Annotated in this window: 10 protein-coding genes; 8 read left to right on the top strand and 2 right to left on the bottom strand. The window is 67.6% G+C overall.

What is annotated here, in order from left to right; genetic code table 11:
• The first annotated feature begins 93 nt into the window (after positions 1 to 93).
• The 6 genes from ACOGXE_RS10075 to ACOGXE_RS10050 all read left to right on the top strand — a co-directional run bounded on the left by ACOGXE_RS10075 (position 94) and on the right by ACOGXE_RS10050 (position 7,746).
• Positions 94 to 759: a nitroreductase family protein gene (locus ACOGXE_RS10075; protein ID WP_419930782.1), complete on the top strand. Its 666-nt coding sequence runs from the start codon at positions 94 to 96 to the stop codon at positions 757 to 759.
• Positions 760 to 790: 31 nt separating this feature from the next.
• Positions 791 to 2,356: a hypothetical protein gene (locus ACOGXE_RS10070; protein ID WP_419930781.1), complete on the top strand. Its 1,566-nt coding sequence runs from the start codon at positions 791 to 793 to the stop codon at positions 2,354 to 2,356.
• 120 nt (positions 2,357 to 2,476) lie between these two features.
• Positions 2,477 to 4,870, top strand: coding sequence for an ABC transporter permease (locus ACOGXE_RS10065; RefSeq protein WP_419930780.1), 2,394 nt, complete (start codon positions 2,477 to 2,479; stop codon positions 4,868 to 4,870).
• Positions 4,867 to 5,661, top strand: a complete 795-nt coding sequence (locus tag ACOGXE_RS10060; RefSeq protein WP_419930779.1) for an ABC transporter ATP-binding protein — start codon at positions 4,867 to 4,869, stop codon at positions 5,659 to 5,661. The genes ACOGXE_RS10065 and ACOGXE_RS10060 overlap by 4 nt, the downstream gene beginning before the upstream one ends.
• Positions 5,658 to 6,443, top strand: coding sequence for an ABC transporter ATP-binding protein (locus ACOGXE_RS10055; protein ID WP_419930778.1), 786 nt, complete (start codon positions 5,658 to 5,660; stop codon positions 6,441 to 6,443). Before ACOGXE_RS10060 ends, ACOGXE_RS10055 begins: the two co-directional genes overlap by 4 nt.
• A 37-nt stretch (positions 6,444 to 6,480) precedes the next feature.
• Positions 6,481 to 7,746, top strand: coding sequence for an aromatic ring-hydroxylating oxygenase subunit alpha (locus ACOGXE_RS10050; RefSeq protein WP_419930777.1), 1,266 nt, complete (start codon positions 6,481 to 6,483; stop codon positions 7,744 to 7,746).
• Here ACOGXE_RS10050 and ACOGXE_RS10045 read toward each other — a convergent pair.
• A complete protein-coding gene (locus tag ACOGXE_RS10045) occupies positions 7,731 to 9,449 on the bottom strand; it encodes an FAD-dependent oxidoreductase (RefSeq protein WP_419930776.1) in 1,719 nt (572 codons plus the stop codon). The genes ACOGXE_RS10050 and ACOGXE_RS10045 overlap by 16 nt on opposite strands.
• A 150-nt stretch (positions 9,450 to 9,599) precedes the next feature.
• Between ACOGXE_RS10045 and ACOGXE_RS10040 the strand changes: the two genes are divergently transcribed.
• Positions 9,600 to 10,391: an SDR family NAD(P)-dependent oxidoreductase gene (locus tag ACOGXE_RS10040; RefSeq protein ID WP_419930775.1), complete on the top strand. Its 792-nt coding sequence runs from the start codon at positions 9,600 to 9,602 to the stop codon at positions 10,389 to 10,391.
• Entirely contained in the window at positions 10,388 to 10,906 is a 519-nt protein-coding gene (locus ACOGXE_RS10035) for a nuclear transport factor 2 family protein (protein WP_419930774.1), read from the top strand. Before ACOGXE_RS10040 ends, ACOGXE_RS10035 begins: the two co-directional genes overlap by 4 nt.
• A 30-nt stretch (positions 10,907 to 10,936) precedes the next feature.
• Here ACOGXE_RS10035 and ACOGXE_RS10030 read toward each other — a convergent pair whose 3' ends face one another.
• Positions 10,937 to 12,352: an aromatic ring-hydroxylating oxygenase subunit alpha gene (locus ACOGXE_RS10030; RefSeq protein ID WP_419930773.1), complete on the bottom strand. Its 1,416-nt coding sequence runs from the start codon at positions 12,350 to 12,352 to the stop codon at positions 10,937 to 10,939.
• Positions 12,353 to 12,358 lie beyond the last annotated feature (6 nt).

Below are 12,358 nucleotides of genomic sequence, written 5' to 3'. Positions count from 1 at the left end.
CTCCGTTCGACAGCGGCGTCAAGCTACACCGCCGCGGGACCGGCGGTTTCACGCAGCCCGCCTGACCGCGTGACACCCGGCTACGTTGCCCGGATGGACGTCTACGAAGCCATCTACACGACTCGGGCGATGCGCCGGCTGTCATCGGAGCCGTTCGACCCTGCACTGCTGCCCAAGCTGTTCGACGCAGCAGTGCGCGGCCCCAGCGGCGGGAACGAGCAGCGTTTCCGCTTCATGACGGTCGCCGAGCCAGGCACCAAGAGCGAGATTCAGCGCATCTACCGCGAGTGCCTCGACGAGCTGAATTCGACCCGTTACGCGCACGTCCAGCAGCAGGTGGCCACGGGCAGCCGGGATGATCCGGCCGTGCAGGCGGCGGTCCGGATCGACAGCTCAGCCCAGTGGTTCGCCGACAATCTGCATCAAGCGCCCGTCCTGGTGTTCGTGTTCGGCAAGCCCGGCGGCGAGACCACGACGTTCCCGTGCCTGTGGAACCTGTGCCTGGCGGCCCGCGCCGAAGGCCTGGGCACGGCCATCACCACGCTGCTCAAGCTGCAGCAGGAGCGGGTCGAGCGACTGCTGGGCGTGCCTGATGACGGCGTCTGGCAGATGCACGGCATGGTCCCGCTGGGCACGCCGCTCGGCAAGTGGGGCGTGGCCCAGCGCAAGCCGGCGCACCTGTCGGTCTTCAGCGAGCACTGGGGCGAGCCGGTCTCCTGGACCGTCGACGAGCCAATGTGGCCGCCCCATTTCGCCTAATGTGCTTTCACAAATTCCGGGAGGGGATCACGTGAGAACTTCAAGACTCGCAAGGCTGCTTGCGCTGTTGTTCGCGTTCACGCTTGTTGCTGCGGCGTGCGGCAGCGACGATGGAGAGGCCGAGGAGGTCGCTACGACCGAGGCGGCTGCGGACGACAGCGCCGACATGGCCGACGACGACATGGCCGACGACAGCGCCGACATGGCCGATGACGACATGGCCGACGACAGCGCCGACATGGCCGATGACGACATGGCCGACGACGACATGTCGGGCATGCTCGCCGACAACTCCATCTTCGGCAATGGCGCCGAGGAATGGGAGCAAGCGGTCCACCTGGGCGAGGCCAACCCGCTAGCAGCCGAGGGCGATCCGATCACCCTGTTCCTGGTGAACTTGGAAGGGTCGCCCGGCGGCTCGTTCCCCGAGATTCGCGAGGGCCTCGAGATCGGCATCGACTTCATCAACACCACGCTCGGCGGCGTCGGCGCTGACCTCGCCAACGGCGTGCCAGGCAGGCCGCTGGCGCTGGAGTCGTGTCCGCACACGCTCGACCCGGCTGAGGCGCAGGCCTGCGCCGCAGAGTCGGTCGCTGCCAACCCCGACATCATCGTGAAGGGCATCGACTTCTTCAGCCCGATCTTCTGGCCCGTGTGGGGCGGCCAGTTCCCCGTCATCGACACGCTGCCGATCTTCGTCGCCGACTTCGTCGCGGACGGATCGCTCGCCATGAGCGGCGCCTGCGTCACCGCATTCCCCGGCGCCGCGCAGGCCATGGTCGAAGCGGGTCACGACCGCATCGCCATCATCTACTCCGACAATGCGCCGGGCCAAGAATGCTGGGCTGACACCCAGGAGCGCTTCTACAAGTACTACGAGCAGACCGCTGGGCTCGAATTCCGCGGCTTCCCCGAAGCACCGGGCGACCCCTCGGACAACGATGCCAACGTGCAGGAAGTGCTGAACTTCCTGGAGGGCAGCAACGGTGCCGTGCACTTCGGCATCCAGGCGTCCGACTGCGCTGAGTACAACGATGCGCTCGACGCTGCGGGCAACACCCACCAGGTGTGGCCGTCGGGTTCATGCGTGGACGACGCCGTCACCGGCGCAGCGTCCGCCACCGGCAAGCACTTCGGCTTCGAAGGGCCGCCGGCGCCGGACAACGCGTCGCTGCTAGCGCAGTTCCACCCGTTCTGGCAGTGGGAAGTCAACCAGCGCGAGGCAATCCTGGTGGCAGGCGATCCTGAGTCGCCGCTGTCGACCTTCATGCGGCTCGGCTTCAACACCGCAGTGATGGCGTATCAAGTCGTCGGCGATTTCGTTGCCACCGGCGGCGACCCGAGCGATCACCAGGCGCTGAAGGCCTTCATGGGCTCGCTCGACAATCAGCACCGTGTGGCGGGCACGCCGCTCGACTGCGCCAACAAGGTGTCCGACTGGGGCGCAGTGTGCGCCTTCTTCTTCACGAGCTTCACCTGGAACGGCGAGGAGTTCGTGGCCAACGAGTTCTTGGGCCACGACCCGGCCGACCCGAGCACGTGGATCAACGTCCGTGACCTGCTGTCTGCGGTTGCCTCCGAGGTGCCGCGCGGCTAGCAGCTCCGCGGCACGCCGTGCAGAGCCCGCCCTGCGCCGTCATGGCGACGGGCGGGCTCTGCCCGCGTGCAACCCAAGGGGTGCGAGTGGACATGGGGCGACTCACATGAGTGAAGCGTCATGAGCGACCTGCTGGTTGCCATCATCATCGGCATCGGCGCCGGCGGCCTCTACGCCATGCTCGGCTCAGGGATCGTGGCTGCCTTCAAGGGCTCGGGCGTCATCAACTTTGCGCACGGCGCAGTCGCGATGTACGCGGCCTACACCTGGTCGGAGCTCCGCCAGACCGGCGACATCTACCTGCCGTGGTTCGACCCGCTGCCCACGCACTGGCTGAACCTGCCAGTTCGCATCAACGTCCGCGACACCGGGTTCTCCGAGGCCGGCTTCTTCTGGGATCAGGCCGTGCCGATCTTCTTCGGCATGGCGATGGCCCTGCTGCTCGGCGTGATGCTGCACTTCTTGGTGTTCCGGCCGCTGCGCAATTCGCCGGCGCTGGCGAAAGTCATCGGGTCGGTTGGAGCGATGCTGTGGTTCCAGTCGATTGCGCAGCTCCACTTCGGCAGCACGCTGCGCACCCAGCAGGGCTTCCTGCCGACCGGCTCGCTCGACAATTTTCTCGGCTTAGGCGCCAGCATCGGCGTCGATCGAGTCTGGGTGCTCGTCGCAGCCCTGATCATGGGCGCCGGTGTGGCGCTGATCTACCGCTACACGCACTTCGGTCTCGCGACCAGGGCCGCTGACGAGAACGAGAAGGGCGCCACGCTGCTCGGCTACTCACCCCAGCGGCTGGCGTTGCTGAACTGGCTGTTGGCCTCGCTGATGGCAGGCGCGGCGGGGCTGCTGTTCGTGGGCATCGCGACGCTCACCCCGTCCAACTACTCGCTGTTCGTCATCCCGGCACTGGTGGCAGCACTGCTCGGCAACCTCAAGTCGGTGTGGCTGGCCACGCTGGGCGGCATCGGTCTGGGGATGGTCCAGTCCGGGTTCGTGAACATCGCCAATCGGGAGTGGTGGCCGGAACTGCTGCGGGCCGAGGCCGTGCGGCAGATCATCCCGCTTGCCGTCGTGGTGCTGTTCCTGTTCCTGCGGGGCGACAAGCTGCCCGAGCGCGGCACCGTCGGCGTCAAGGGCCAGCCGCGGGCACCCAAGACGCGCAACCCGCTCGTGACCGCCGGGCTTCCGCTGCTGCTGGCCTTGGGAGGCGTCTGGCTGTTCAGCGGCCCGTGGGAAGTGGCCTTCACCGCCTCGCTGGTGGCGATACCGGTGATGCTGTCGCTGGTCGTGCTGACCGGGTACCTCGGCCAGATCAGCTTGGCGCAGACGGCGCTGGGCGGCGTTGCCGCGTACATGATGGTGCGCCTCGTCTCCGACGGCACCAAGGAGACCGAGTTCCAGTTCGTGACCGTCGACGGCCCGGGGCTGCCGCACGAGATCGGCATGGTCTTAGGCGTGCTCATCGCCGTAGCCGCCGGATTGCTCATCGCGCTGCCGGCATTGCGCATCCGCGGCGTGCAGCTCGCCGTGGTCACCATCACCGCCGTGGTCGCGATCAGGGAATTCGTGCTGAAGAACGAATTCCTGTCCGGCGAGGGTGCGAAGTCGAACAATCCGGTGCCCCGGCCGAGCGTCTTCGGCGCAGACGTCGGCGTTCAAGACCCCGAGACGTTCAATCCCGACCGCTGGCAGTTCGCGGTGTTCGCGATCATCCTCATCGCGCTCTGCGCGGTGGCGGTGACGAACCTGCGCCGCGGCGGCACCGGCAGGCGTTTCCTCGCCATCCGCTCGAACGAGCGCGCCGCTGCCGCGGCCGGCATCGACGTGGCCCGCAACAAGCTGCTGGGCTTCGGCATCGCTGCCGCGCTGGCCGGCGTCGGCGGCGTCCTGACGGCCTACAAGCTGTCGTCGATCTCTTTCGAGAACTACAACGTCTTCGTCGGGATCGCCGTGCTGGCATTCGCCTACCTGGGCGGCATCTCGATGGCGTCAGGCTCGGTGTACGGCTCGTTGATCTCGGCCGGCGGCATCCTCGCGTACTTCATCAGCCACCACTTCCCCGATGTCACCAAGGACTACATCACCGCCGTCGGCGCCCTCGGACTGATCTTGAACGCGATCATCACCAACGGCGAGGGCATCGCGATGCTGAACCTGCAGGCGATGCAGGTGGTGCGCAATTTCATTCGCTACGCCAGGTGGCACCACTGGCAGCGCCTCCTGGTCCGGCTCGCGCCCACCATCGCCATCAGCCTGGTGCTGGGATGGCTGGTCTGGACGCGCCAAGAGCACTTCAACGGCTGGATGCTGGTGCTGGCGGTGTGGATCGGATTGAACGTGCGGGCGCTCGTCCACACCATCATCAGATACGCGACCGGCACCGGCGGGCTGTTCTACGTGCCGCCGCCCGACTCGCCCGCATGGGGTCCTGTCGCCGCCTCCCAGGCAGCCCCAGCAGAACCCGCGCAGGCAGCCGGCGCCGGCGTCTCAGGTGACGCAGGAAGCAGCGCCTCATGAGCCTGCTGGAGACTCGCGACCTGACGGTCACCTTCGGGGGCCTGCACGCCAACGATGCGGTCAGCATCAGCATCGAGCCCGGCAGCTTCGTCGGCCTCATCGGGCCGAACGGCGCCGGCAAAACCACCTTCATCGACGCGATCACGGGCTTCGTGCCAACGTCCGCCGGCACCGCAACTCTCGACGGAGCGGATCTGCTGGCCATGAAGCCACACGAGCGAGCCCAGGCGGGATTGTCCCGCACGTTCCAGTCCTTGGAGCTCTTCGATGATCTGAGCGTCGAGGACAACCTGCTCGTGGCGGGTGAGCGGCCCCGCTGGCACAGCTTCCTGGGCGATCTGGTCAAGCCTTCGCGCAAGACCGGGGTCGAGCCGCAGGTGGACTGGGCGCTCGAGGTGCTCGGTCTCACCGAGCACCGCGCCGCCAGCCCCGGCGACCTGTCGCACGGGCAGCGCAAGCTCGTCGGGGTGGCCAGGGCACTGACGTCCGAGCCCAAGCTGGTGCTGCTCGACGAACCGGCGGCCGGACTCGACACATCCGAGAGCCAGCTGCTGGGCAGCCAGCTGCGCTCGTTCCTGACCCACGACATCACGGTCTTCCTGATCGACCACGACATGGGTCTGGTGCTGAACGTCTGCGACTACATCTACGTGCTCGACTTCGGCAAGATCATCGCCGCCGGCACACCCGACGAGATCAGAGTCCATCCTGAGGTGGTGCGGGCGTACCTCGGCGAGTCGGCCACCGACCTGCAAGAGGCGGGCGCCAAGGACGCAAGGGAGGCGCAGTGAGACGCCGGCTGTTGCGCGGCAGCGCCGGTGCATCAGACGGCGGCGGCGCTGGCGCGGAGACCGACGGCATCACGATCGCGGGGCTGCATACGGGCTACAGCGGCGTCGCCGTCGTGCGCGATCTCGACATGTCCGTCCGGCCAGGCGAGGTTGTCGCGCTGCTGGGGCCCAACGGCGCCGGCAAGACCACCACATTGCTGACGATCTCGGGCCTGATCAAGCCGATCGCCGGTCACGTCTGGATCGACGGGATCGCCGTCGACACCAAGTACCCGCATCGCAACGCCCGACTCGGCCTCGCCCACGTCGCGGAGGATCGCTCGCTCTTCTTCGATCTCACCACCGAGGAGAACCTGCGGCTGGGCCTGCGCGAGTCCGACAACGAATCCGAAGATCTCGAGCACGCGCTGGAACTGCTGCCGGCGCTGCGCGACCTGCTCGGCCGCAGGGCCGGGCTGCTGTCGGGCGGTGAGCAGCAGATGCTGGCCATGGCGCGGGCGCTCGCGGGACGCCCCCGGCTGCTGCTGGTCGACGAGATGAGCCTGGGCCTCGCACCGGTGATCGTCGAGCGCCTGCTGCCGATCGTCCGTGACGTCGCCGAAACCACCGGCGCCGGCGTGCTGATCGTGGAACAGCACATTCACATGGCCCTCGAAGTCGTCGACCGGGCCTACGTCATGAACCGCGGCCGCATCGTGATGGAAGGCACGGCAGCCGAGCTGAAACAGCACCAGGAGCTGCTGCTGGCGAGCTACATGGGCGGCGACGAGCTCGATGAGTAAGCCACGGCGTCGCTGCAGCCCCTAGAGGCACGTGCACATGGACACCGCACTGATCGACCGCATCCGCTCGGACATGTCCTACGAATTCGAGCGCACCGGCCCGCCGGATGGCTTCCCCGCGTTCCACGACATTCCTGTCGAGCGGCACATCACCGACGACTTCGCCATGCTCGAGAACGAGCACATGTGGCCGCGCACGTGGGTGATCGCCGGGCGTGCGGAAGATGTCGCAGCGCCCGGCGACTACTTCGTGTTCAAGGACTTGGGCGTGCCGCTGCTGATCGTGCGCGGCACCGACGGGCAGATCCGGTGCTTCTACAACACGTGTCAGCACCGGGGTGCGCCGGTGGTGCGCGATGACCGCGGCAGCTCACGCCGGCTGCGCTGCCAGTACCACTCGTGGACCTACGAGATCGACGGGGGAACGCTGGTCTCGCTGCCGGACGAGCGCGACTTCATCGACTTGGACCCCTCCACCCGGTGCCTGCCGCAGGCGAGCTGCGAGGTGTTCGGCGGCTTCATCTTCGTGAACCGCGACCTCAGCGCACCGCCGCTGGCGGACTGGATCGGCCCGATCGCGGAGATCTTCGAGCCGTTCGACTGCGAGTTGCTGCGCGAGGTGTACCGCAAGAGCGTGGCCGTCCCCTGCAACTGGAAAGTCACCGCCGAGGCGTTCCTGGAGGTGTACCACTTCCGTCACATCCACTCCCGCAAGGGCGTGTCCGTGCTCGACAACCGCGGTGCCGCGATGGGCCTGTACCCGAACGGCCACAGCCGCATGATCACCCCGTACTCGAAGCAGAACTGCCAGCGGATGGGTATGGAGAGCTGGGACGACTGGAAGTTTCTGGACCAGGGCCCGTTCGCGACGGCCGAGCGCGTCCCTGCCATGGTCGACTGCACCAGCACAGCCCTCAGCCTGTTCCCGAACATCATCATCCCGTTCGGGCGGATCGGATTCCCCCTGCTGCTGTTCTGGCCGATGGACAAGCGCACGACCCGACTCGACTGGATCTACTACGCGCCCACGGTCGACGGCACTCACGCCTGGGGCGAGGGCGATCTGCCGCCGCACTGGCAGGAACGCCGCACGGGGTTCGACCAGATCATGGACGAGGACATGATGAACATGGCCCCGATGCAGGAGTCGATGGAGTCGCCGGCGCTGCGCGGCATTCCCATCAACTACCAGGAACGCCGCATCTGGCACCTGCACGAGCAGCTCGATCGGGTCATCGGCGCCGAGCGCATCCCCGACCACATGCGCATGCAGCCCCTGCTGGGCGACTACATCGAGCGCTGAGGTCCGCCCGCGGTCACGGTGCGAGCAGCATCGCGGCCGGCGATGAAGCCCGTCGTGATGGCAGGGCCGAGGGTCCCGCCGGCGCCGCCGTACAGCATCCCGGTCGGTGCGGCCATGGCGTTGCCCGCGGCGTACAGCCCGCCGATCACCCCGCCGGCAGTCGCCAGCACTCGGCATCTCGTGTCGGTCTTGGGGCCGCCATTGGTGCCCAGCGTGCCCAGCTCGATCTCGACGGCGTAGTAGGGGGCTGTTTCCAGCGGTCCGAGCGTCGCGCCGACCCCTGCGATGCGCTGATCGCCGTTGAAGGTGTCATACGCGCTGTCGCCGCGGCCGAACTCGGCATCGCGCCCCTGTGCGGCATCGGCGTTGAAACGGGCCACGGTCGCCCCCAGCGCCGGCGCCGGAACCCCGATCGCCGCAGCAAGCTCGTCGAGGGTCTCAGCGCGGTGCATCCAGTCGGGCGCATCCGGCCCCGGCGGCGCGCCGGCGACGTCGTAGCTCAGCTTGTGCCGGTGGTCGAACACCAGCCAGCAGGGCAGGTTCGGGTAGGTGAAGCCGGCCGGGTCGAACGTGTGGAACGCTCCGCCCATGGCGTTGTAGTTGCCGGCCTCGTTGGTGAATCTGGTGCCGGCGGAGTTCACCATGATCGACCCCGGTCGGGTTCGCTCCAGCAGTATCAGTCGCACCCGTGGATGCCCGAAGCTCTCCTCGCCGGGAACCCGCACCACCGGCACCCACCACGCGCTCGACATGTTGCCGAGACGGGCACCGGCGGCCATCGCCATGGCAAGCCCATCGCCGGTGTTGGTCGGAGAGCCAGCGGGCGCCGTCATCGGACCTCGCAGGAACGCCGCTGTGAGCTCGGGATTCCATTCGAAACCGCCGGTCGCGATGATCACCGCGCCGGCACTGATCATGCGTCCATCGGCCAGCTCCACGCCGTGTACGCGCACCGCGGTGTCAGCGTCGCGTTCGCCCTTACCGGTCGGGTCGCCGGCCGCGTCCGCCGTGATCAGGCGTGCAGCCGGAGCTTGGAGCATCGGCTCGACACCCCGGTCGAGGAGACCCCGAAGCAGCGCTCCCACGAGCCCGAGCCCCATGCCGAACTCGTTTCGCTTCGCTCGCCCGACGAGCACTTCGGTCGGCGGCAGTTCGGTGGCGCCGCCCAATGGCGTCTCGGTGAGCATGATCGGGTGGGCGCCGCGGTCATTGCGCACCCGCCCCGCCCAGTCCCCGAGCTCGTCGTAGCTGAACAGCGCATTGTCGAGCGAGCGGCCGCCGCCGGGCAATCCGCCGGGATGCTCGGGGTGGTAGTCGGGGTAGCTGGGAATCAAGTGGAAGCTGCACGGCGTGCGTTCCGTGAGATGGCGCAGTGCCTCCGGCCCGGTGTCAACGAGCGTGGCTGCCATGTCGGAGTCAATCTGGCCCAGCGACAGCGCGTCCAGGTAGGCCAGTGCCTGTTCGCGGCTGTCGGCGATGCCGGCAGGAGCCTGCAGGTGGTTCACCGGCATCCAGATGATGCCGCCGCTCATCGACGTGGTGCCGCCGATGAGATCCGACTTCTCGATCAGCGCGACCGATGCGCCGCTGTCAGCGGCGGCGATGGCAGCGACCAACCCGGCCGCGCCGCTGCCGAGCACGACGACGTCCGCTCTCTGCGTGTCGGGGCCGAGGTGGTTTTCGATCTCGACGTTCTCTGACATCTCCCGCTCCCCCCTTCACCGCCCGCAGTTCGGAGCCGCTTGGCGCCCCGCCAAGGCTCGCGCACTGGGTCGCCCGATGCACCCGCGTGCGTGGCGATGCTGTCAGGTGAGCATCGACATCGATGGCATCGGCACCTCTAGATTCATCCCGTGAACGAGAACGGCTTGGGCTCGCGGCCCCTCGAAGCTCTGATCGATCTGAGCGGCCAGCAGGCGCTCGTCACCGGTGGGGGAAAGGGAATCGGACGGGCGGTTGCTGCGCGATTCGTCGAAGCCGGTGCCACGGTGACCATCGCCGACCTCGATCCCGATGCCGCCTCGACCGCCGCGGACCTCGGCGCAGCTTTCGCACACTGCGACATCACCGACGCCGGTGACGTCGCCGGCGCTTTGGACATGGTGTGCGCGGCGGGCGGCGGGTCCGCCGACATCATCGACATCCTGGTGAACAACGCCGGCATCTACCCCACGACGGGCTCGATGCTCGAAGCGACAGACGAGTTCGTCACCCGGATGCTCGAGGTCAACGTCCGGGCTCAGTTCAGCACCGCCCGGGAGGCCGCCAAGCGAATGCCGGACGGCGGCTGCATCATCAACATGGCCTCCATCGCAGCCATCGGCGGCGGGGCGAACATCTCCGCCTACAGCGCCTCCAAGGCAGCCCTGGTCGCACTGACCCGGGCATTCGCCAACGAACTCGGTCCGAAGGGCATCCGGGTGAACGCGATCGCTCCAGGCGTCATCGACACACCGGGCGTACGAACGGAAACCGCGGCGCTGCTGGCCAGCGGACTCGACATCGAAGCAGTGATCGCCGCCAATCCGCTGCGGACCGCCGGCGATCCAGATCACATTGCGCGCGCCGCGCTCTTCCTGGCGAGCGAGCTCGCCTGCTTCGTGAACGGGCATCTGCTCGTCGTGGACGGGGGTTCACGGGCATGACACAAGCGGCTGACCGTGCCGAGGCTGCGGCTCGACAACAGATTCACGATGCGCTGCTGTCGTACTGCCGGGGCATCGATCGGCTGCGGCCAGAACTCATCTCGGCAGCGTTCCACCCGGGCGCAATGCTGCACGACTACGGCGCCGAGCCGATGAGCATCGAGCAATTCGCGCAGCACGCTCCTGGCACGCTCAAGCGGAAGTTCGCCGCAACCCAGCACCGGATCAGCAACACGGCCATCGAATTCGACAGCGCTGACTCCGAGGCAGAACGCGTCGCCACGGTCGAGAGCTACGTGCTCGCCTACCACTGGGAAGAAGCCGCAGACGGCAGCAGGCTGCATACGTTCAACGGCCGATACATCGACCGCTTCACCGAACGTGGCGGGAGCTGGAAGATCGCTCGACGCCGCCTGCGCGTCGACTGGAGCAAGGTCGAGCCAGTCGGAGCAACGATGGGCGACCGCTGGGTGCCGAGCGGGCGGGGCGACGACCCCGACCCGCTGTGGGACTGAGCGGCAGCTACACCGCCTCACCGGTGGCGATCACACTGCCGCCTCGCCCGACGCGATGCACTCGCGCACTCTGCGTTGCAGATGGCGCACGCGCGACTCCTGGTAATTGCCAAGCGTCTGGGTGCCCCTGGCACTCGCCTTGAAGCCCCTCGTCTGAGCGGCCATATTGGCCGTGTCCTGGTCGTACACCCGACCGAGCCCGCCCAGGCCGGCCGCCTTCGTGTAGCTGTCGTCGACATCGAGCTCGATGACCTGCGGGGGCGGCGGAGCGTCACCCGAAGCAGGCCGCGGCCGCATCATCAGCAGCTCGAAATAGCTGAAGTCGACATCGTCGGGGTCCGGCCGGAACCGGTACACCATCGGCAACGACAGGCCGGGGAAGAAGAACGCGTTGGGGAACAGGAAGTACTCGATGCTGTCCAGCGTCACCGATTCGCTCAGCCCAGAGAAGTCGTGGCCGTACTGGGTGCCGAGCTGGGACTTGGTGAAGTCGGCGTAGAAGTCACGTGCGCGCTGGCCCTCGGGGAGCTCCAGCGGCTCCATGCCGTGGCGGATGTTGCGCGTCAGGTGCGTCAGCATCTGCTGCTCGGTCCTGGGCACCGGCCGTTCGGGGCCGTCCATGCCGATGGTGTGAATGAAACGGGAAACGTTCGGCTCGAAGACGTCGTACTGCGTGGTCACCTCGTCGCCGGGCCGGCCCGTGGCGTGGGTCTCGCGCACGTGATACGCCTCGATGAACGCCTCCGCCGCGGCCTTCCAGTTGCACGGCAGGCGCTTGCGCAGGTGCGTCTCGATATAGCGATTCTCGAGGCCCCACTCGCCGCACACCTCGGCGAAATGGTCGGGCAGCACGCCCAGGTACTCATCGAGCGGTCCCGCGTCACGGTCGAAGTTCACGAACACGAAACCGGCCCACTCCCCGACCGGCATTTCCGTCAGGCCGTGGCTCGCAGGGTCGACATGGGGAAAGTCCCAGTCCGACGGCACTTCGATCAGCTGGCCGTCCAGCGACCACGTCCAGCCGTGGAACGGGCACTTGATCTGCTGCGCGAAGCCGCATGACCCCGCCGGGCGCAGCTGCGTGCCCCGGTGCATGCAGGAGTTGAAGTAGGCCTTGATCTCGCCGCTGGGTGCCCGCACGACCAGCGCCGAGTACGGGCCGACGTCATAGACGCAATAGTCGCCCGGCTCCCGGATGTGGTCGACGTGGCACGCCCACTGCCACGTCTTGCCCCAGACGTGGCGAACCTCTTGCTCGGCGTAGGCGGTGCTGAGGTACGGCTCGAAGGACAGGTTCTCGTCGCCGAGAAACACCGGCGACTCCACCAGCAGCGGGTCCGGCGGCCGGATGGGATCAGCCAGTATCTGCTCCCGCAGCGTCGGGCCGGGACCGCGCGCGGCCCCCGGTGCTGCCGACGAACCGGCTTCCAACGAGTCATCACCCATGACGGG

Origin of the sequence: Candidatus Poriferisodalis sp. (genome assembly GCF_965208555.1) — a bacterium.
GTDB lineage: Bacteria > Actinomycetota > Acidimicrobiia > Acidimicrobiales > Poriferisodalaceae > Poriferisodalis.
The sequence above is the reverse complement of the archived record's forward strand: the minus strand, read 5'-3'. Positions and strand labels throughout refer to the sequence as shown.

Coding starts and splice junctions, on each gene's coding strand:
- ACOGXE_RS10075 (WP_419930782.1), top strand. CDS start 94: ATGGACGTCTACGAAGCCATCTACACGACTCGGGCGATGCGCCGGCTG.
- ACOGXE_RS10065 (WP_419930780.1), top strand. CDS start 2,477: ATGAGCGACCTGCTGGTTGCCATCATCATCGGCATCGGCGCCGGCGGC.
- ACOGXE_RS10060 (WP_419930779.1), top strand. CDS start 4,867: ATGAGCCTGCTGGAGACTCGCGACCTGACGGTCACCTTCGGGGGCCTG.
- ACOGXE_RS10050 (WP_419930777.1), top strand. CDS start 6,481: ATGGACACCGCACTGATCGACCGCATCCGCTCGGACATGTCCTACGAA.
- ACOGXE_RS10045 (WP_419930776.1), bottom strand. CDS start 9,449: ATGTCAGAGAACGTCGAGATCGAAAACCACCTCGGCCCCGACACGCAG.
- ACOGXE_RS10035 (WP_419930774.1), top strand. CDS start 10,388: ATGACACAAGCGGCTGACCGTGCCGAGGCTGCGGCTCGACAACAGATT.
- ACOGXE_RS10030 (WP_419930773.1), bottom strand. CDS start 12,352: ATGGGTGATGACTCGTTGGAAGCCGGTTCGTCGGCAGCACCGGGGGCC.